This window comes from Rhodococcus sp. Z13_19A (genome assembly GCF_058133575.1).
Map to the genome: position 1 here is coordinate 141,421 of NZ_JBYUNN010000003.1, position 19,012 is coordinate 160,432.

Sequence of the window (19,012 nt, forward strand, 5' to 3'; positions counted from 1 at the left end):
CTCGCCGACACTGCCGCTGCCCTGCAGCGCGAGGAGAACCATGAAGATCGTTCCCACCCAGGACCAGCTGGACCTGCAGGCCACGCTGCGGTCGGTGCTGGCCAAGCACTGCCCGACCACCCTCGTCCGCGAGCTGCGCGACCCCGCAGCCGACGCCTGGCCCAAGCAGCTGGTGGCTGCCCTGGCCGACGTCGGCGCACTGGGCCTGGCCACCGACGAGGCGCACGGCGGAAGCGGGGCCGGCCTCTACGAGCTGGGGCTGTTCTTCGCCGAGGCCGGCCGGGCGCTGTGCCCCAGCAGCATCTACAGCAGCCTGCTGCTGGGCGTCGCGCTCGGGCGGCTGGGCACCCCCGCGCAGCAGGAGCGCCACCTGCCCGCGCTGGCCGCCGGTGAGCTGCGGGCCACCACCGCGATCAGCAACCCCGCCGACGCCGGTGACGTGCGCCCGGTGCTGACCGCGGTGCCGGCCGAGGGCGGGGGCTGGGCGCTCAGCGGCACCCTGCCGTTCGTGGTCAACGCCGAGGGCGCCGAGGTGGTTCTGGTGACGGCCAGGGCGACGGTCTACGCCGAGCCCACCCGCACCCTCGGGTTCCTGGTGGACCCGACCGCGGCGGGCTGGCAGGCGCAGGCGCTGGAGACCATGTCGGGGGAGCGGGTGAGCCGGGTGGTGCTCACCGACGTGCTGGTGCCCGCCACCGCCGTGCTGGCGGGCCAGGACGGTCGCGGCCTCAGCACCGACGACCTGCGCTGGGTGGCCAACGCCGCGGTCGCGCTGCAGTGCATGGAGATGGTGGGCGGCACCGCAGCGGTGCTGGACCAGACCGTCGCCCACATCAGCACCCGTGAGCAGTTCGGCCGCCCCATCGGCAGCTTCCAGGCAGCTCAGCACCTGGTGGCCGACATCCACATCGCCCTGGACGCCGCGCGCCTGGCCGCGCACAGCGCCGTGTGGTGGCTGGGTCGCGGCGAGTGCGCCACCCGGCCGGTGGCCATCGCCACCATGCGGTGCAACGAGGCCTACAAGTGGGCCACCCTCAACGCCCACCAGCTGCACGGCGGCATGGGGTACGTGCGGGAGACCGACCTGCACCTGTGGTCCGAGCGCGCCAAGACCACCGAGGTCTGGGGCGGCACCGCCGACGTCGCGGCCCGGTGGCTGCAGGAGGAGCTGGGTCTTGTCCACTGACGAAGCTCTCACTGACGATCAGTCCACCCAGGACCGAACCCGTCCGCGCCAGGCCCTGCAGGACCTGCGGGTGCTCGACCTGTCCCGCTGGGTGGCGGGGGAGTACGCCACCAAGCTGTTCGCCGACTTCGGCGCCGACGTGGTCAAGGTGGAGAAGCCCGGCCAGGGCAGCCTCACCCGGCACTGGGGACCCTTCCCCGACGACGTGCCCGACCCGGAGCGCAGCGCGCTGTTCCTGCACCTCAACACCAACAAGCGCTCGTTGGCGCTCGACTTCACCGACGCCGGCGACCGGGAGCTGCTGCTGGAGCTGGTGGCCAGCTCCGACGCGGTGGTGGAGTCCTTCCGCCCCGGCCACCTGGAGCGCCTCGGGCTGGGTCCGGACGTGCTGCGGGCGCGCAACCCCAAGCTGGTGCTCACTCGGATCAGCGCCTTCGGCCAGACCGGTCCCCACCGCGACCGCGAGGCCACCGGCCTGGTGCTGCAGGCCGCGGGTGGTCCGATGAACGCCACCGGCGCTGCCGACCGCGCCCCGCTGCGCAAGCCCGGCCTGCTGGAGCACTACACCGTGGGCCGCACCGCCGGGGAGGCCACCATGGCGGGCATCTTCCAGGCCCGCCGCACCGGCACCGGCTCGGTGATCGACGTCTCCGGCCAGGAGGTGCTGCTCTCCGGCGCCGACCGCCGCGCGTCCTACCTGGTCTCCGCCGCCTACTCCGGGATGGTCGCCCCGCGGGGGGTGCGCAGCCCGCACCGCCACGGCGCCACCTTCACCGGGCCGTTCCGCACCAGCGACGGCTTCGTGATGGTCTACGTCACCAACCAGGCCTTCTGGAACCGTCTGGTCGACCTGATCGGCGCCGACGCCCCGGAGTTCCACGCCCGCTTCCACGGCCGCCAGACCGTGATGGGTGCCGACCGGGAGGACTTCCTGGCCCACGTGGCCGCGTGGTGCGCCGTGCGGACCAAGCTGGACGTGATGGAGCGGGCCGAGGCCGCCCGCATCCCGGTGACCGCCTACCTGCAGGTCTCCGAGCTGCTGCAGCACGAGCACTTCCGCGGGCGGGACGCCTTCGTCCGCGCCGAGCACCCGGTGGCCGGGAGCCTGGAGTACACCGGGGCGCCGTGGCGGATGCGCCACGGGTTCCGGCTGCGCACCACCGCGCCGCTGCTGGACCAGCACGGTGCTGACATCAGGAGCGCCGACATCAGGAAGCAGGTGCAGGCATGAGCGGCCCGTTGGACGGCATCCGGGTTATCGACCTGACGGTGGTGTGGTCCGGACCCGGCGCCACCGCGCTGCTGGGCGACCTGGGCGCGGAGGTGATCCGGCTGGAGGGCAACAACCGCACCAGCCGACAGGTCTCCGCGCGCACCACCAAGGAGCTCATCGCCCAGACCGGCTACCACGGCGGCACCTACCCGGAGAAGGACCCCGGCGAGCGTCCCTACGACCGCACGGCGCTGTTCACCTGGCACTCCCGCAACAAGCTCTCCGCGTGCATGAACCTGGAGACGCCCGAGGGGCACGCGGCGGCGCTGGAGCTGCTGAAGATCAGCGACGTGCTGGTGGAGAACAACACCAACGGCACGCTGGAGAAGCTGGGGCTGGGCCACGAGCAGCTGCTGGAGCTCAACCCGCGGCTGGTGGTCGCCCGGATGCCCCCGCTGGGGATGACCGGTCCGATGAGCGGCTACCTCGGCTACGGGCCCAACTTCAACTCCCTGGTGGGCATCGCCGCGATGGACGGCTACGAGGGCGAGGAGCCGGACTCCGCCGGGGAGAACTACCACATGGACGAGGCCGCGCCTGCGGGGCTGGCGTTCGCGGTGATGGCCGCGCTGTGGGACCGGGAGAGCACTGGCGAGGGCGGGCTCATCGAGTTCGCCCAGGCGGAGAACGTGATGGCCGAGATCGGCGAGCACGTGCTGGACCAGCAGGTGAACGGCCGCGACCCGCAGGTGCTGGGCAACACCGACCCGCACGTGCTGCAGGACGTGTTCGTCAGCGCCGACCACGACCGGTGGGTAGCCATCAGCGTCCGCGACGACGCTGACTGGGCCGCGCTGGTGGGGGTGCTCGAGCTGGACGATCTCGCCGAGCTGGGGTCCACCGCGGCGCTGCGCACGGAGCACTCCCGAGCCATCCGCGACCGGATCGCGGAGTGGGCCCGGGCGCGCTCGGCGGTGTCCATCGTGGACGAGCTGCAGGCGGTGGGGGTGCCGGCCGGTGAGGTGATGGCCGAGGACCGGCTGCTCGTCGACGAGCACCTGGCGGCCCGCGGCTTCTTCCAGGAGCGCAGCCACCCCTCGGTGGGCACCTACCGCTACCCCGGACACCCGTGGCGCGCCGAGGGCCTCGACCTGGCCTTCGGCCGGGTGGTGCCCGGCTTCGGCGAGGACAACGCCTACGTCTACCAGACCTTGCTGGGCTACTCCGACGACGACTACGCCGACCTGGTGCGGCGCGGACTCGTCACCGACCACCAGATCGCTTGAAGGGCAGCACATGTCAGAGCACGATTCGTTGATCCCCGACGAGGTGGCCGCCCGCGTGGGCACCGTCGCCTCCACCGCCACCGGAGCCGTGGTGCGCCGCGACTGGCAGCGCTGGGCCGTGGCGGTCAAGGACCACAACCCGCTGTACTTCGACGCTGAGCACGCCCGCGCCAACGGGTACGCCGACGTCATCTGCCCGCCGCTGTACGTGCAGTACGCCATCCTCGGCGTCACGCCCATCGAGACCCTGCGCGTGGACGGCTCCTCCGGAGCGGCCTCGGGCAACCTGGCCTTTCCGAAGTGCCCCAAGCGGATGGCCGGCGGGGAGAACACCACCTTCCTGCGGCCCTGCTACGACGGCGACGTCATCACCAGCGTCCGCACCATCGACTCCATCGTGGAGAAGTCCGGGCGCTCGGGTCGCTTCGTCCTGGTCACCTGGAAGACCACCTACACCAACCAGCGCGCCGAGCTGGTGGCCGAGGCCACCACGTCCATGATCGCGCGCCCGTGAGCACAGCAGAGGTGAACCCCATGGCAGACGCCCCGTCCCAGCTCTTCTTCGAGGACGTCGAGGTGGGCACCGTGGTGCCACCGCTGTCCGTGACCGTCGACCCGCTGCAGATGTTCCTGTTCAGCGCGGCCACCTACAACGGCCACCGCATCCACTACGACCGCAGCTGGGCGGTGGACAAGGAGGGCTACTCCGACATCGTGGTGCAGGGTCCGCTGCAGGCGGCGCTGCTGGCCCGTGCGGTCACCGACTGGATCGGCAGCGCCGGGACGCTGGTCAGCTACGCGGTGCAGAACCGGGCGTCGGCGTTCCCGGGGGAGGAGCTGGTGTTCACCGGCACCGTCACTGCACTGGGCGAGTCCTCCGGCGGGCGCGGCGTGGTGGAGCTGAGCATCCAGGGGCTGCGCGGCGACGAGGTGCTCATGCCGGGCACTGCCACCGTGTCGCTGCCGCTGCGCGCCGGGACGGGCTCCTGATGGCGGGGCTGCGCGGCGAGGCGGCCATCGTCGGCATCTGCGAGCTGCCGGCGCAGAAGAAGCAGACCCGGCCGGCGATGTTCACCCTGGAGCAGTACGCGCTGCTGGCCAAGATGGCGGTGGACGACGCGGGCATCGACGCCTCGCTGGTCAACGGCATCGTGGCGCACGGGCTGGCGGAGTCGGACATGTTCGTGCCGGCCACGCTGTCGGAGTACCTGGGTCTGCCGCTGAACTTCGGTGAGCGCGTCGACCTGGGTGGGGCCACCTCGGCCGGCATGGTGTGGCGCGCGGCGGCGGCGGTGGAGCTGGGCCTGTGCGAGGCGGTGCTGGTGATCGTGCCCGGGTCGCTGATGCTGCCGCGCTCGAGCACCCGGCCGGGCAAGGACCCCGGCTACTTCGGCGCCTCCAGCAACAACTTCGGCTCGCCCCAGGCGGAGTTCGAGATCCCCTACGGCAACCTCGGGCAGAACGCGCCCTACGCCCAGATCGCGCAGCGCTACGCCGCGGAGTTCGGCTACGACGCCGAGGCCACCGCCAAGATCGCGGTGGACCAGCGCACCAACGCCTGCGCCCACCCGGACGCGGTGTTCCACGGCAAGCCCATCACCGTGGCCGACGTGCTGGCCAGCCCGATGATCGCCGACCCCATCCACATGCTCGAGGTGGTGATGCGGGTGCAGGGCGGGTGCGGGGTGATCGTGGCCAACGCCGACGTCGCCGCCCGCAGCAAGAACCGTCCGGTGTGGATCAAGGGCTTCGGCGAGCACCTGTCGTTCAAGACGCCCACCTACGCCGAGGACATGGTCCGCACGCCCATCGCCAAGGCCGCCGACATGGCGTTCACCATGGCCGGGCTGGACCGCTCTGCCGTGGACGTGGCATCGATCTACGACTGCTACACCATCACCGTGCTGATGAGCCTGGAGGACGCCGGGTTCTGCCCCAAGGGCACCGGGATGGAGTGGGTGCGCAACCACGACCTGACCTTCCGCGGCGACTTCCCGGTGAACACCGCCGGTGGGCAGCTGTCCTTCGGGCAGGCCGGCATGGCCGGCGGGATGCACCACGTGGTGGACGGTGCTCGGCAGGTGATGGGCCGGGCCGCGGCCGCGCAGGTGAACGACTGCAACACCGCGTTCGTCACCGGCAACGGCGGAATCATGAGCGAGCAGGTCGCTCTCGTGCTGCAGGGAGACTGAGACATGACAAGCACTGCCGTTCCCGACGCCCTGGGCGACCGCGTTCCCGACGGACCGGTGAAGCCGCTGCCGGAGCCCACCCCGGTGTCGGCGCCGTTCTGGGACAGCCTGCGTCAGGGCACCATTCGCATCCAGTACTCGCCGTCGGCGCAGCGCTACGTGTTCTACCCGCGGCTGCTGGCGCCGGGCACGCTCGCCGACGACCTGGAGTGGCGGGAGATCAGCGGGCTGGGCACGCTCTACACCTTCACCGTGGCCGACCGTCCGACGGCGCCACCCTGGGCGGGGGAGCTGCCGCAGCTGCTGGCGGTGGTGGAGTGGGACGAGGGTCCGCGGCTCAGCACCGAGCTGGTGGACGTCGACCCCGCGGACATCCACGTGGGCATGCGGGTGAAGCCGGTGTTCTGCGACGTCCCGCCTGGTCCGGGTGCGCCGGAGGGCATCACGCTGCTCAAGTACACCAAGGCCTGACTGGACCAGGCCGCGAGCAGGTAGGGGCGGGCTCGGTGGGCCGCCCGGCAGGACGTGCACGGCCGGATCCAGCTCGGCGGGCGCCACTGTCGCTGGTCAACCCAGTCGGGCGAGATCGCACGAGCTCCGGAAGTTGTCGGGGGTCGCTCGTACTATTCGAACATGAGTTCGAGAGGTGCAGCGGTGGCAGTGGAGGACCTCCCCGACGAGGTCGCCTCGCTGCTGGCTGAGCACGCCTCAGTGGTGGCGCGGTTGCAGCAGGTGCCGCTGGCCGGGCTCAGTGATGCCGGGGTGGTGACGGTGTGCCGTGAGGTGGAGCGAGTGCACCGGATGAAGCCCACCGTCGATCACCGTCTCATCATGGAGATGGAGTGCCGTTCCCTGGCCACGGTTTTCCTCGCTCGAGGGACCGCGGGGTTGTTGTCGGAGGTGCTGCACCTGGACATCCAGGAGGCCCGTGCTCGGGTGCGGGCTGCGGAACTTCGCGGCCCGCGCGCGTCCTTCACCGGTGAGGATCTCGGTCCTCTGCAGCCCGCCACAGCAGCAGCCGAGGCGGAAGGATCCCTCTCCCCGCGCCACGCCGACATCATCACCAAGACGCTGCACGACCTACCCGCATCGCTGGACACCGAGACTGTCGGGTTGGCGGAGCAGACTCTGGCTGCGCAGGCGTGTGCGTTGCGCCCGTCGGAGCTGGTCAAGGCCGCGGAGCGGCTGGTGGCCTACCTGAATCCCGACGGCCGGCAAACCTCCGACGCCGATCAGGCCCGGCGGCGGGGCTTCACCATCGGCCGCCAGCGCCTCGACGGGATGAGCCGCATCAGCGGCGAGCTCGACCCCATGACCCGGGCCCTGGTGGACGCCGCCTTCTCCGCCGCCGCCCGGCCGGTGTCGGAAGAGGGGACTCCGGATCCGCGCAGTGCCGCCCAGCGAAACCACGACGCGCTGGCCACGCTGTGCCGCAACGCATTGGCGGGCGGGGAGCTGCCCAGCAACCGCGGTCTGCCGGCCACGGTGGTGGTGACGATGGGACTGGCCGATCTGGAGCGCCGGGCGGGTACCGCATCAACGGCTTGTGGTGGCACCGTGCCGGTGCGTGACGTGCTCCGCATGGCCGCCGACGCGAAGTGGCTGCCCTGCGTGCTCGACTCCACCGGACAAGTCCTGCACCTCGGTCAGGGGCAGCGCCTGGCCTCACCGGCACAGCGACTAGCCCTGTACGCCCGCGACCGCGGCTGCACCCGGCCCGGCTGTGAGATGCCCGCCCAGTGGACCCAAGTCCACCACCTCACCGAGTGGCAACACGGCGGACCCACCGACCTGCACAACTTGGCGTTGGTCTGCCCGTTCGACCACCGCCTCATCACCCACGAAGGCTTCACCGTCCGCATGGGCACCAGCGGCCGCATCGAGTGGATCGCACCCAGGCACGTTGATCCACAGCAGGTGCCACGCACCAACGCGATCCACCACCCACCCGACTTGACTCACCCACCCGAAGGACGTGACCCGTGACCCCCACCCACGAGCCAGCCCCGGCCGACCAGACGATGGCCGCCATCACCGATGCTGTCCAGCTGGGGTTCGCCGGCGATCCGGATGCTGCCCGCGCCGCTCTCGCCGCAATCTGGGCGGAAGTGGGCCCGGGCGGTGACCCGCTGCACCGGTGCACGCTGGCCCACTACCTGGCCGACCTGCACGACGACCCTGCCGAGGCGCTCGTGTGGGACGTCCGCGCCCTCGACGCCGCCGACAGCCTCACCAACGCCCGTGCCCAGCAGCACCACGCCTCCCTCGACGTTCGCGGCTTCTACCCCTCGCTGCACCTCAACCTCGCCGACAACTTCCGCCGGCTCGGCTCGTTCGGCGCGGCCCAGCGTGAGCTGATGGCGGCTCGCGAACGGCTGGACGCACTGCCCGACGACGGCTACGGCGCGACGATCCGATCTGCCCTCGACGGCGTCGAGGTCGCGGTGCAGGCGCGGTCCACGGAGCGCAGAGTGTCAGCGCCAGACGGAGCGGGGGAGAAGCAGAAACGAGGCTAGCTCCGGCTTTCGGCCTGGGCTGTCCAGTCACGGTCGGTGTACCCGAGAACCTCGAGGACCCTGCTGTAACGACGCGGCTGCAGCCAGCCCGAGCGGCAGTTGACCACTGCGTTGCCCAACCACACCGCCACCAGCAGGACGTCAAAGTTGGTGTAGTCGCCGACGACCACCCCCAGCTGCGCCCAGAGAAGTGCGGTCCACACCACGGCGAGGACGCGGAAACGATTCCGGAAGCCGTGCTGGTACCTCGCATAGCGACGAGCCAGCTCCCGCTGGGTGTAGGTGTCGGTGGGGGCTCGGCCGGCCTCTACCTGGCGACGCACGACGTCGAGCTGGTCGAGGTCGCCGACGAAGCCGATGGCGTCGGCCAGCTTGGCCCGTCTGCGGTGTGCCGTGAGCTGCCCGGCGCCCCCGATCACTGCACCTACCACCATCCACAGCACAGCCCGGTCCGCGGGACCCGTGGCGAGGCCGCAACCCGTACCTAGCGCCGCGCCCCCAGCCACCGAGCACAGTGCCCGCACCCACAGCGGCAGCCCGGCATACCGCTCAGTGACCCTCACCCACCCAGTGAACACGACAAATGCCTTGTACCGCAGCGTTTCTGGAGCATCGGACCATCGTGGAGGGGGCCTTGCCACCCGCATCTACCCACCGTCGTCGGGGCACCCCAGCGGGTGTCGCCGTGCCGGTGGACGACGCCACGCCCCAGCTGATCCTGCCTGCGCTGGTGCCAGCTGATCCAGCACCACCTGAGGAGCCGGCCGAACTAGCGGCGCAGCGGCTTCTTGACCGCAGCCAGCAGCTCCTCGGTGCTGGCCAGCTTGACCCGCGGCCGACCCACCTTGGCACCGAGCTCGCGCTCAGCCTGGTCGATGGCCAGCGCCTGCTGGCGGGTGATCACCTGCGGCTGCCGCTGGCGCACCAGCCGGGCGAACGCCCTGGCGGAGCTGCGCGGGGACGGCAGCGCACCGGCAGCAGCGTCGTCGATGATGGAGTCGACCGTCTCCTCCGCACAGGTGCGGTTGGCGCCGATGCCGCCGGAGGGTCCGCGCTTGATCCAGCCCACCACGTAGGTGCCGTCCAGTCGAGCACCCCCGGGGGAGTCCAGCACCCGCCCGGCCTCGTGCGGCACGGTGGCGGTCGTGGAGTCGAACGGCAGGCCCGGCAGCGGGCGGCCGCGGTAGCCGGTGGAGCGCAGCACCAGCCCGGTGGGCAGCTCGTCCCGGTCGCCGGTCGCCGTCACCGCCACCTGGCCGTCGCGCTCCTCCAGGATGTTGCGGCTCAGCGCGATTCCCTCGACGCGGTCGTCCCCGGTGAGCTCCAGCGGCGACGACAGGAAGCGGAACACGATGCGCTTGCCTGCCGGCGGCGGTGACTGCCAGTCGACCTCCTCGGCGTCGACGTCGCTGAACAGCGCCGTCTTGCTGCCCGGCGCGGCCGTAGCCACGTCGTCGGCGGTGACCGTGGTGGAGTCGAGCACCAGCCGCACGCCGGGCAGGTGCTTGAGCGCGAGCAGCTCGGGGCGGGTGAACGCCGCCTGCTCGGGACCGCGGCGCGCGATGAGCACCACCTCGCGGATGTTGCTGGCGCGCAGCGCCTCCAGCGCGTGGTCGGCGATGTCGGTGCGGGCCAGATCCTCGGGGTCCGACGCCAGGATCCGCGCCACGTCCAGCGCCACGTTGCCGTTGCCGACGATCACGGCCCGCTCGGCGGAGAGGTCGATCGGGGTGTTCGACACGGTGGGGTGCGCATCGGGGTATGCGTTGTACCAGGCCACGAACGCGGTGGCGGAGATGCTGCCCGCCAGGTCCTCGCCGGGCACGCCCAGCGGGTTGTCGGCCGCGGCGCCCACCCCGTAGACCACGGCGTGGTGGTGCGCCGCCAGCTCCTCGTGGCTGACGTGCGTACCCACCTCGACGTTGAGGTGCATCTGCAGGCGCGGGTGCTGGAATAGGCTGGCGAAGCTGTCGCCGATCTTCTTGGTGGACGGGTGGTCGGGTGCGACGCCGAAGCGGACGAGCCCGCCGGGCACCGGCTGACGGTCGATCATGGTGACGCTGGCGCCGATGCGCAGCAGCGACTCCGCGGCGTAGCAGGCGGCCGGTCCGGTGCCCACCACGGCGACCCGAGCGGGGCCCTCCGGGGTGCGTGGCAGCGAGCGGGGGAACCGCGGCGCCGACCACTCGTTGTCGGTCGGCCGGTCGGCGTAGTACTGCTGGTTCAGCTCGGCGAACACCGTGTCGCGGCCCATGAGCCGGTCGACCGGGAAGATCGCGTCCACCGGGCAGGCGTCGGCGCAGGCCCCGCAGTCGATGCAGGTCTGCGGGTCGACGTAGAGCATCTCCGTGGTCCCGAAGTCAGGCTCTTCGGGAGTGGGGTGGATGCAGTTGACCGGGCACACCGACACGCAGGTGGCGTCGTTGCAGCAGGTCTGGGTGATCGCGTAGGCCATGGCCGGTGGAGGTCCCTGTGTGTGAGGTCCGGAGAGACGGAAGGTGGGTGGCTCGGCTCAGAGCATGTTGGCGCGCTGGTAGATGCGCATGGCCGGGCGGCTGAGCAGCCCGCACTGGGCGAGGAAGTCCATCAGGTGGGCGCAGCTGGACCGCATCATCGCCTTGTGGTGCTCGTTGTTCTTGGCCTCGCGCACCGCACGGTCGGTGTCCAGCCCCGCCGCGGCGTAGACGCCCTTGTTCACCATGTTGGAGACGATGACGTAGGCGGCGATGGCGATGATCAGGCTGCTGGTGCGGCGGCGCGTGGCGCTCGCACCCTCCATCTGCTCGCGGATCTCCTGGCGGGCGAACTTCATGTGCCGGGACTCCTCGACGACGTGGATCTTGCTCGTCGTCCGGACCATCGGCAGCACGTTCTCCCCGCGCATCCAGTCACGCTGCATGACGTCGAGGACCTCCTCGGCCACCAGGATCCCGCCGTAGGCGACCTCGGCGTTGGCCACGCTCTTGAAGGCGCGGCCCAGCTCCACGCTCAGGCGGGTGGGGAAGTAGGACGAGGCGCCCATCTTCTCGCAGGCCCGGGCGAACATGATGGAGTGCCGGCACTCGTCGGCGATCTCGGTGAGGGCGAACTGGAAGTCCGAGCGCGCGGTGTCGGTGACGTACATGTCCCGCAGCACCATCTGCTGCAGGATCATCTCGAACCAGATGCCGGTGCTCATGATCGAGCACACCTCGTGGCGAGTGAGCGTGATGCGCTGCTCCTCGGTCATCTCGTCCCACAGCGCTGTCCCGTAGAGGGTGCTCCACTCCGGGTTGAGGCCGTGCAGCGTGGGGTCCAGCGGGGACTCCCAGTCGACCTCCTCGGCGGGGTCGTAGGACAGGGCCGCAGCCGACTCCAGGAGCCGGCGGGACACGTCCTCGTCGGCAGTGGTGCGCTGGTCGGTGATGGCCGGTGCGGTGGTCATGTCTTCCCCCTGGGGAGTCTGGTTGGTCGCGTCGTAGATTGTGTCAATGACCGTTGGTGAGATTGACGGTAACAGTAACTCACGCCACGTTCCACCCCCCTGGCGGAAATTCTCACCTGGCGGTGTGCGCTCGCTCGTGCTCGTCCCACCGACCGGGACCAGCTCAGCCGACGATGCGCGTTGTGCCCGTGGGAGTGTCACGATGAAACCGTGACTTCTGGCTGGCAGTGGACCTCTGGCTGGCAGCGTCGGTGCCAATGACGTGCCCCCCTGCGGCCCCCGCTGCGCTGGGCCGCACCGTGTGCGACGTCGCCGCCCACCTGGGCCTCGCCGCCACCGGGACGACCGGGGAGCTCGGTCGGTCGGTCACCGGCGTCAGCGACGACTCCCGGACGGTCACCGCCGGCGACCTCTACGTGGCGCTGCCGGGCGAGCGGGAGCACGGGCTCACCTTCGAGGCCGAGGCGGCGGCCCGGGGTGCGGTGGCCGTGCTCAGCGACCGGCCCGCCACGGCCCTGCCCTCCCTCGTCGTGGCCGATCCCCGTCGTCACGTCGGCCCGCTGGCCGCCTGGATCCACGACCACCCCTCCGCCCGGCTGGACGTCTACGGCGTCACCGGGACCAACGGCAAGACCAGTGCCACCTACCTGGTTGACGCGGGCCTGTCCGGTGCGGGTGTGCGCAGCGCGATGATCACCGGCATCGCGATCCGCAGCCCCGCCGGCTCCTGGCCGGCCCAGCGCACCACCCCGGAGGCGGCGGTGCTCCAGCGGCTGCTCGCCGGGTTCCGGGACGAGGGCGCGCTGGCGGCGGCCATGGAGGTCTCCTCGCACGCGGTGAGCCAGCGGCGGGTGGACGGCACCCGCTTCCGGGTGGTGGCCTTCACCAACCTGGGCCGCGACCACCTGGATTACCACCGGACCATGGAGGAGTACTACGCCGCCAAGGCCGCCCTGTTCACCCCCGAGCGGGCCGGCGCGGCCGTGGTCAACGTGGACGACCCGTACGGCCGCCGGCTCTGCGCCAGCACCGACCTGCCGGTGTGGACCCACTCGACCCGCGACCCCACGGCCGACGTGTACGCCGACGGCATCGCCTGTGACGCCGAGGGCACCCGGTTCACCGTGCACACCCCGTCCGGGCGGCTGCCCGTGTCGCTGGCGCTGCTGGGTCCGCACCAGGTGGCTAACGCGCTCACGGCGCTCACCTCGCTGGCGCTGGCGGGGGTGGACCTGCGGGGCGCGGTCCACGGGATGGAACAGCTGGCCCGCGTCCCGGGGCGGCTGGAGCGCGTCGACGTCGGGCAGCCGTTCCTCGCCCTGGTGGACTACATGCACAACAGTGCCGGGCAGCGCTCGCTGCTGCCGTTCCTGCGCTCGCTGACCACCGGCCGGCTGCTGGTCGTGCTGGGGGCCACCGGTGACCGCGACCCGGGCAAGCGCTTCCGCCTCGGTGCCACCGCCGCCGAGCTGGCCGACGTGGTGGTGGTCACCGACGAGAGCCCGCGCTCCGAGCCTGCCGACCGCGTCCGGGAGGCGGTGGCCGCCGGGGCCCGCTCGGTGCGTGGCGGCGAGCTCGTGGTGGAGCCCGACCGCCGCGGGGCCCTGGAGCAGGCCGCGGCTCGCGCCAGGCCGGGCGACGTGCTGGTGGTGGCCGGCCGCGGCGCCGACGGCCACCAGGTCTACGGCGAGCAGGTGCGTCCGTTCGACGACCGCGAGCAGCTGGCCCAGGTGCTGGACCGGCGGCGCTAGCCCCCCGCGAGCAGGGACTGCAGCTCGGGCACCACGGAGCGCAGCTGTGCGGCGAAGGCCTGCATCTGCTGGTCCACCGCCCGGGGAGTGCTCAGGTGCAGGTGGAAGCGCTCGGGCAGCAGCACGTAGCCCACGCCGATGCACCGGTCGCTGGTGGAGCCGAAGCCGAAGTACTGGGTGAACTGCGACGGTGCCGAGCTGGTGCTGAGGTAGTCCTGGCGCAGCACCACCCAGCCGGGGCAGTTGTACAGCGCCAGCGGCTCGGTGGCGCCCAGCTCCGCACCGCGACGCTGCTGGGTCAGCTGCAGCTCCCACAGGTGCTGCTCCGGGGCGAGACCCTGCTTGCACTCCCGGGCCCGCGCGGTGTGCGCCGCCAGCGCTGCCCGCAGCGCCGCCACCCGCTCGGCCGGGTCGACCGCGGGGTCGTCCATCGCCGCCACGAAGGTGAGCACCTCCGGCGTGACCACCCGCATGGCCTCGGTGCGGCCGTGCCAGAACTGCCGGGTGGCCACCGACTCGTAGGTCGATCCCACCAGCCCACGCGCGCGCTGGTGGGCCAGCTGGAAGGCCATCTGCACGAATGCGTCGGGGGAGACCCCCAGCGACTTCAGCTGCGCCGAGCCGAGGTGGTCGAAGCTCACCAGCTCGGTGGCGCAGCCGGCGGTGAAGTCGGCGAAGGACTCCGCCGCGGCCACCACCCGCTCGGCCAGCGACGTGGTCAGCCGGACGTCCAGCGCGGCGACGCCGGGCTCGCCCTCGGTCGCCGGAGCTGTCTCCGTGCCGCCCGGCGCGAGCAGCGCGTCGATGAGGCCGACCACGGTGGTGCCATCGAGGTGGGTGTGCTCGCCGTTGAGTCCCGCCGTGCCGTCGGCCGCGACGATCAGCGAGAACGACTTGTCGTACCAGCGGTTGGCGCCACTGCCGGCCAGCAGCTGCCAGCACGCCGCACGGGTGTCGGCCGGCGCCACGTCGTCCAGGCACAGGCAGAACAGTGCCGTCTCCACCTGGTCGAGGAACGCGGCGTTCTCCGGTGCACCCGCCAGCAGCTCGGCGCGGTCGGTGGCCCACTGGGCCCGGTCCTGGGTGGTGAGGTGGCCCAGCGCCCGGCTCGGAGGCGCCCAGTCCTGCGACTGCGCCAACACGCGCTGCAGCCCGGCCGCCAGCTGGTTCACCGGGTAGGGCCGGTCGTGGTGGTCGAGCACCTCCAACCGGAACGCGTGGCCGCGGCTGAGCACCAGCACGTGGCGGTGCCGGGACGGGCCGGGCTCGGTGGCGCTGTAGGCGGTGCGGTCGGTGTCGTGCTCCGTGCCGGGGATGCGGGTGGCGGAGAACAGGTACTTGTTCTGCTCCATCGACTGCACCTGGTCACGCTCGCGCACCGGGGCCACCGCCTCGGCGTCCAGGCGCTGCTTGTGGTCCACCGCGGCACGAGTGAGCGCCGCCGCCCGGTCAACCTGGCCCAGCGGGGAGTCCCTCAGCAGAAAGAAGTAGTTGGCGTTGACGGCGATGCGGTCCCGGCGACCCAGGTAGCGACTCGCCCAGAACCCCTCCAGCCAGCCGGCCCCCTCGTCCTGCTCGCGCTGCAGCGCCGCCTGCAGCCGGTGCGCGGGGGAGCCCGGCCGCAGGAACGCCACCACCGCGGCCTGGGTCTCGGCCAGCTGCTCGGCGTCGAGCAGCGGGGCGCTCCACTGCAGCAGGCGGTCGCAGCTGTCCTGCAGGCTGGGCAGCGGGGCCCGGGGCAGGTCCTCCTCGGCGGCGTAGGTCGTGGTGGCGGCCACCGGTCAGTCCATCAGCTGGTCGAGCCGCACCGCGCGGCCCTCGGCGGCGAGGTGCTCGGGCAGCACCCGGCCGAACAGCTGGCGGGTGCGCGCCACCGAGCCCACCACGCCCGGTCGGGCCGAGTACGCGAAGATCGCGGAGTGCCGCTCGGTGCCGCCCCGCACCGCGGTGACCCGGTGCAGGGAGTAGCGGCCGTGGAACAGCTGCAGGTCGCCCACCCGTGGCTGCAGCCGCGACACCCGGTGCTCGCCCTCGCCGGCGAGCACGGCGGCCACGTCGGCGAGGTGCTCGTCCTCGGCCGTGCGGATGTCCGGGCAGTACTCGAAGGTGCCGCCGGCCTCGGGCGCCTGGGTGAGCATGCTGATGGCGATCTCGTTGGTGTCGAAGTGCCACGGGTGCGAGTGGCCCTCGCTGAGCACGTTGAGCACCAGCCCGGCCAGCGGATCGGCCAGCTCGTGGATCTCCGGCAGCTCGAAGCACGCGGCGAGGAACCGTTGCAGCAGGGGGCTGGCGTAGAGGCCCTGGACGAGCAACCCCGGGTCCAGCTGGTCGCGGGCGACGAAGGCGTTGCCGCGCGGCAGGAGCACCTGCGCCGGGTGCTCCGGGGGCAGGTGGGGATCAGGCGGGGTGTTGTAGACGTTGGCCAGCTCCACGTCGTGGTGGGCCAGCGGCGCCGCCAGCGCGGACTCCGCCTGCAGCCGAGCAGTCAGCTCCGGGCGGACGAAGCCGGTGAGCACGCAGCAGCCGTCGGCGTGCAGCCGCTCGCGGGCGGCGAGCACGGCCCGGTCCCAGGCGGGGGAGTCCGGGGCGGACAACGGGTACCGATCGGTGTCCACCACCTCGTCGATCACGTCGGCATCCGCAGTGGTCATCAGCACCTCCCGCACCCGCACGGCGCGTGCTCCACGTGGAGCAGGGCCGTCCCCTGGAGGGTAGTCAGGCTGGGCCGAGGCGCCACTCCGAGCGCGGTCAGGCGGTGAGCACGAACCCCGGGTAGCCGTCGTCGGCGACCTGCTGGCACTTGTCCCGGTACAGCCCGACGCCGCCGAGGTAGGGCATGAAGACCCGCGGCTTGCCCGGCACGTTGGACCCGGTGTACCAGGAGTCGGTCTCCGGGTACAGCGTGTAGGAGGCGACCTCCTGCACGTGCTGGGTCCACTCCTGCTGGGCCTGCGGGTCGGCCTCGATGGCCGCCACGCCGTGGTCGCGCAGGTAGGCCACCGCGTCGGCGACCCACTCCACGTGCTGCTCGATGGAGACCGCCATGTTGGTGATCACCGAGGGGCTGCCCGGGCCGGTGAGGTGGAACATGTTGGGGAAGCCGGCGGTGGCCAGGCCCAGGTAGGTGATCGGGCCCGACGCCCACTCCTCCCGCAGCGTGGCACCGTCGCGGCCGGTGATGTCGATGGCCAGCAGCGGGCCGGTCATCGCGTCGAAGCCGGTGGCGAAGACCAGCGAGTCCAGCTCGTGCTCGCCGTCGGTGGTGGCGATGCCGCGCTCGGTGATCGCCACCAGCGGTGTCTCGCGCAGGTTCACCAGGGTGACGTTGTCCCGGTTGTAGGTCTCGTAGTAGCGGGTGCCCAGGCACGGCCGCTTGGTGCCGATGGCGTAGCCCTGCGGGCACAGCGCCTCCGCGACCTCCGGGTCGGTGACCGCCTCGCGGATCCGCTCGCGGACGTACTCCGCCGCGGTCTCGTTGGCGGCCCGGTCCACCATGATGTCGTGGAAGGCCTGCAACGGGCCGCTCAGCAGGCCCAGGCGCCACCGCTCGTCGTAGCGACGCTGCCGCTCCTCGGGGGTGACCTCCAGCGCCGACGTCGGCGGGTTGGTCGGCGGGATGCCGCCGTAGGAGGAGCGGATGTTCGCCACCACGCTGGGGTAGTCGGACTTGATGGTGCTGACCTTGTCCTGGTCCGCGGGGCCGTTGAAGGCCGCGAAGGCGAAGTTGGCCGTGCGCTGGAAGACGGTGAGCTGCTCAGCCTGCTCGGCCACCAGCGGGATCACCTGGATGCCGGAGGAGCCGGTGCCGATGACGCCTACCCGCTGCCCGGTGAAGTCCACCCCCTCGTGCGGCCAGTGGGCAGTGTGGAAGGTGCGCCCGCGGAACTGCTCCAGGCCGGGGATCTCCGGCAGCTTGGCCGAGGACAGGCAGCCCACCGCGAGGATGCAGTAGCGGGCGCTGACCTGGTCGCCGTCGGAGGTGGTCACCGTCCACCGCGACGACGCCTCGTCGTAGGCGGCGGCGGTGACCTGGGTGTTGAAGGTGAAGTCGCGCCGCAGGTCGTGGCGGTCGGCCACGTGCTGCAGGTAGCGCAGGATCTCCGGCTGGGCCGAGTACTTCTCCGACCACTCCCACTCCTGCACCAGCTCGCGGTCGAAGGAGTACGCGTAGTACATGCTCTCCACGTCGCAGCGAGCGCCCGGGTAGCGGTTCCAGTACCAGGTGCCGCCCACGTCGGCCCCGGCCTCGAAGCCACGCACCGACAGCCCGAGCCCGCGCAGCTTGTGCACCATGTAGAGCCCGGAGAACCCCGCTCCCACCACCACGGCGTCGACCTCTGCTGGTGCCATCAGTGCTGCGCTCCTGTGCTCTCGGGGGTGGGGGCGGTGCCGGCCTGGTCCAGGTGCGCGCCGACCTGCTCGGCCACGAAGTCGATGGCCGCGGCGCTGCCGGGCAGCAGGTTCACCATGGTGAAGAAGCCGTGCATCTGGCCGTCGAAGCGGCGGTGGGTCACGTCCACGCCGGCCTCGGCCAGCGCGGACGCGTAGGCCTCGCCCTCGGTGCGCAGCACGTCGTGCTCGGCGGTGACCACCACCGCCGGCGCGAGCCCGGCGAGGTCGGCGGCGCGCAGCGGGGAGACGTCGGGGTGGGTGCGCTGCTCGTCGGTGACGTAGTGGTTCCAGAACCAGGCCATGGTGTGGCGGTTGAGCATCCCCTGGTTGGCCGGGTCCACGTAGGACTCGCTCTCCAGGTCGCAGTCGGTCACCGGGTACACCAGCACCTGCAGCGCCACGTCCGGTCCGCCGGCGTCGCGGGCGTGCCGGCTGACGATGGCGGCGAGGTTGCCCCCGGCGCTGTCGCCGGCCACCACCAGCGGCAGGCCGGCCGGGCCCGACCCCGCGCTGGCCAGCGTGGCGGAAGCCCACTGCAGCGCAGCCCAGGCGTCACCGACCGCGGCCGGGTAGGGGTGCTCGGGGGCCAGGCGGTAGTCCACCACCGCCACGGTGCACCCGGTGCGGGCGGCGAGCTGACGCCCGAGAACCTCGTACTCGGGCAGGCTGCCCAGCACCCAGCCACCGCCGTGGAAGTAGACGAGGACGCCGCGTGGGCGTCCGTGCGGGACCAGCACCCGGACCGCGAGGTCGCCGCCGGGGCCGGGCACCTGCTCGGTGCGAGCCTCGGCGACGTCCGGGCCGGTGCCGAACATCGGGACGAGGCCGGCCAGCTTGGTGCGGGCCTCGGCGGGGGAGAGCTCGTGCAGCGGGGGGCCGCCGGCCTGGGCCATCAGGCCGATGAAGTCGGTGGTCGCGGCGTCCAGCGCCATGGGTGGGTCCTCTCGGGTGGGGTCCCGTCGCCACGAGCCGGTCACAGGTACGGGGCGAACTATGCAATTTCGGCATAGTCGCACCAGTTCCACCAGTGGTCAAGCACTGCCGCGCCGCCG

The 19,012-nt window shown here is 71.9% G+C and carries 17 protein-coding genes; 10 read left to right on the forward strand and 7 right to left on the reverse strand.

Features of this window, described 5'->3' with window-relative positions; translation table 11 throughout:
* Positions 1-40 precede the first annotated feature (40 nt).
* From AC3YNX_RS11780 to AC3YNX_RS11820, 9 genes are all read left to right on the forward strand, one after another.
* Positions 41-1,186, forward strand: a complete 1,146-nt coding sequence (locus AC3YNX_RS11780; protein ID WP_489995583.1) for an acyl-CoA dehydrogenase family protein — start codon at positions 41-43, stop codon at positions 1,184-1,186.
* Positions 1,176-2,417 (forward strand): CaiB/BaiF CoA transferase family protein, encoded by a 1,242-nt coding sequence (locus AC3YNX_RS11785; RefSeq protein WP_489995584.1) that lies wholly within the window; start codon positions 1,176-1,178, stop codon positions 2,415-2,417. Before AC3YNX_RS11780 ends, AC3YNX_RS11785 begins: the two co-directional genes overlap by 11 nt.
* Positions 2,414-3,685 (forward strand): CaiB/BaiF CoA transferase family protein, encoded by a 1,272-nt coding sequence (locus AC3YNX_RS11790; RefSeq protein WP_489995585.1) that lies wholly within the window; start codon positions 2,414-2,416, stop codon positions 3,683-3,685. The genes AC3YNX_RS11785 and AC3YNX_RS11790 overlap by 4 nt, the downstream gene beginning before the upstream one ends.
* A 10-nt stretch (positions 3,686-3,695) precedes the next feature.
* Positions 3,696-4,199, forward strand: coding sequence for a MaoC family dehydratase (locus AC3YNX_RS11795; RefSeq protein ID WP_489995586.1), 504 nt, complete (start codon positions 3,696-3,698; stop codon positions 4,197-4,199).
* A 20-nt stretch (positions 4,200-4,219) separates the two neighbouring features.
* The gene (locus tag AC3YNX_RS11800; protein ID WP_489995587.1) at positions 4,220-4,675 is read left to right on the forward strand and encodes a hotdog family protein; all 456 of its coding nucleotides are present in this window, start codon (positions 4,220-4,222) and stop codon (positions 4,673-4,675) included.
* Complete coding sequence (locus AC3YNX_RS11805) at positions 4,675-5,877, forward strand: thiolase family protein (RefSeq protein WP_127783173.1); 1,203 nt, start codon at positions 4,675-4,677, stop codon at positions 5,875-5,877. Before AC3YNX_RS11800 ends, AC3YNX_RS11805 begins: the two co-directional genes overlap by 1 nt.
* A 3-nt stretch (positions 5,878-5,880) precedes the next feature.
* Positions 5,881-6,348 carry a Zn-ribbon domain-containing OB-fold protein gene (locus AC3YNX_RS11810; protein ID WP_489995588.1) on the forward strand — a complete coding sequence of 156 codons (468 nt, stop codon included), beginning with the start codon at positions 5,881-5,883 and terminating at the stop codon, positions 6,346-6,348.
* Between the two features lie 162 nt (positions 6,349-6,510).
* Positions 6,511-7,863: an HNH endonuclease signature motif containing protein gene (locus AC3YNX_RS11815; RefSeq protein WP_489995589.1), complete on the forward strand. Its 1,353-nt coding sequence runs from the start codon at positions 6,511-6,513 to the stop codon at positions 7,861-7,863.
* 35 nt (positions 7,864-7,898) lie between these two features.
* Positions 7,899-8,393 (forward strand): hypothetical protein, encoded by a 495-nt coding sequence (locus tag AC3YNX_RS11820; protein WP_489995933.1) that lies wholly within the window; start codon positions 7,899-7,901, stop codon positions 8,391-8,393.
* Here the strand turns inward: AC3YNX_RS11820 and AC3YNX_RS11825 are convergent.
* The 3 genes from AC3YNX_RS11825 to AC3YNX_RS11835 all read right to left on the reverse strand — a co-directional run bounded on the left by AC3YNX_RS11825 (position 8,390) and on the right by AC3YNX_RS11835 (position 11,817).
* Positions 8,390-8,836 carry a hypothetical protein gene (locus tag AC3YNX_RS11825; protein ID WP_489995590.1) on the reverse strand — a complete coding sequence of 149 codons (447 nt, stop codon included), beginning with the start codon at positions 8,834-8,836 and terminating at the stop codon, positions 8,390-8,392. The two genes, AC3YNX_RS11820 and AC3YNX_RS11825, sit on opposite strands and share 4 nt — an antisense overlap.
* A 326-nt stretch (positions 8,837-9,162) precedes the next feature.
* Entirely contained in the window at positions 9,163-10,848 is a 1,686-nt protein-coding gene (locus AC3YNX_RS11830) for an FAD-dependent oxidoreductase (protein ID WP_489995591.1), read from the reverse strand.
* Between the two features lie 57 nt (positions 10,849-10,905).
* Positions 10,906-11,817 carry an AurF N-oxygenase family protein gene (locus AC3YNX_RS11835; protein ID WP_489995592.1) on the reverse strand — a complete coding sequence of 304 codons (912 nt, stop codon included), beginning with the start codon at positions 11,815-11,817 and terminating at the stop codon, positions 10,906-10,908.
* Between the two features lie 257 nt (positions 11,818-12,074).
* On the opposite strand from AC3YNX_RS11835, the gene AC3YNX_RS11840 reads away from it, so the two are divergent.
* Complete coding sequence (locus AC3YNX_RS11840) at positions 12,075-13,568, forward strand: UDP-N-acetylmuramoyl-L-alanyl-D-glutamate--2,6-diaminopimelate ligase (RefSeq protein WP_489995593.1); 1,494 nt, start codon at positions 12,075-12,077, stop codon at positions 13,566-13,568.
* Here the strand turns inward: AC3YNX_RS11840 and AC3YNX_RS11845 are convergent.
* The 4 genes from AC3YNX_RS11845 to AC3YNX_RS11860 form a co-directional block, all read right to left on the reverse strand.
* Complete coding sequence (locus AC3YNX_RS11845; protein WP_489995594.1) at positions 13,565-15,346, reverse strand: choline/carnitine O-acyltransferase; 1,782 nt, start codon at positions 15,344-15,346, stop codon at positions 13,565-13,567. The two genes, AC3YNX_RS11840 and AC3YNX_RS11845, sit on opposite strands and share 4 nt — an antisense overlap.
* Before the next feature lie 3 nt (positions 15,347-15,349).
* Positions 15,350-16,219 carry a HalD/BesD family halogenase gene (locus tag AC3YNX_RS11850; protein ID WP_489995595.1) on the reverse strand — a complete coding sequence of 290 codons (870 nt, stop codon included), beginning with the start codon at positions 16,217-16,219 and terminating at the stop codon, positions 15,350-15,352.
* 97 nt (positions 16,220-16,316) lie between these two features.
* Positions 16,317-17,918: a flavin-containing monooxygenase gene (locus tag AC3YNX_RS11855; RefSeq protein WP_489995596.1), complete on the reverse strand. Its 1,602-nt coding sequence runs from the start codon at positions 17,916-17,918 to the stop codon at positions 16,317-16,319.
* Positions 17,918-18,892, reverse strand: a complete 975-nt coding sequence (locus AC3YNX_RS11860) for an alpha/beta hydrolase (protein WP_489983021.1) — start codon at positions 18,890-18,892, stop codon at positions 17,918-17,920. Before AC3YNX_RS11860 ends, AC3YNX_RS11855 begins: the two co-directional genes overlap by 1 nt.
* Between the last annotated feature and the right edge of the window lie 120 nt (positions 18,893-19,012).

Coding starts and splice junctions, on each gene's coding strand:
- AC3YNX_RS11780 (WP_489995583.1), top strand. CDS start 41: ATGAAGATCGTTCCCACCCAGGACCAGCTGGACCTGCAGGCCACGCTG.
- AC3YNX_RS11790 (WP_489995585.1), top strand. CDS start 2,414: ATGAGCGGCCCGTTGGACGGCATCCGGGTTATCGACCTGACGGTGGTG.
- AC3YNX_RS11795 (WP_489995586.1), top strand. CDS start 3,696: ATGTCAGAGCACGATTCGTTGATCCCCGACGAGGTGGCCGCCCGCGTG.
- AC3YNX_RS11800 (WP_489995587.1), top strand. CDS start 4,220: ATGGCAGACGCCCCGTCCCAGCTCTTCTTCGAGGACGTCGAGGTGGGC.
- AC3YNX_RS11805 (WP_127783173.1), top strand. CDS start 4,675: ATGGCGGGGCTGCGCGGCGAGGCGGCCATCGTCGGCATCTGCGAGCTG.
- AC3YNX_RS11810 (WP_489995588.1), top strand. CDS start 5,881: ATGACAAGCACTGCCGTTCCCGACGCCCTGGGCGACCGCGTTCCCGAC.
- AC3YNX_RS11815 (WP_489995589.1), top strand. CDS start 6,511: ATGAGTTCGAGAGGTGCAGCGGTGGCAGTGGAGGACCTCCCCGACGAG.
- AC3YNX_RS11820 (WP_489995933.1), top strand. CDS start 7,899: ATGGCCGCCATCACCGATGCTGTCCAGCTGGGGTTCGCCGGCGATCCG.
- AC3YNX_RS11830 (WP_489995591.1), bottom strand. CDS start 10,848: ATGGCCTACGCGATCACCCAGACCTGCTGCAACGACGCCACCTGCGTG.
- AC3YNX_RS11835 (WP_489995592.1), bottom strand. CDS start 11,817: ATGACCACCGCACCGGCCATCACCGACCAGCGCACCACTGCCGACGAG.
- AC3YNX_RS11840 (WP_489995593.1), top strand. CDS start 12,075: ATGACGTGCCCCCCTGCGGCCCCCGCTGCGCTGGGCCGCACCGTGTGC.
- AC3YNX_RS11850 (WP_489995595.1), bottom strand. CDS start 16,219: ATGACCACTGCGGATGCCGACGTGATCGACGAGGTGGTGGACACCGAT.
- AC3YNX_RS11855 (WP_489995596.1), bottom strand. CDS start 17,918: ATGGCACCAGCAGAGGTCGACGCCGTGGTGGTGGGAGCGGGGTTCTCC.
- AC3YNX_RS11860 (WP_489983021.1), bottom strand. CDS start 18,892: ATGGCGCTGGACGCCGCGACCACCGACTTCATCGGCCTGATGGCCCAG.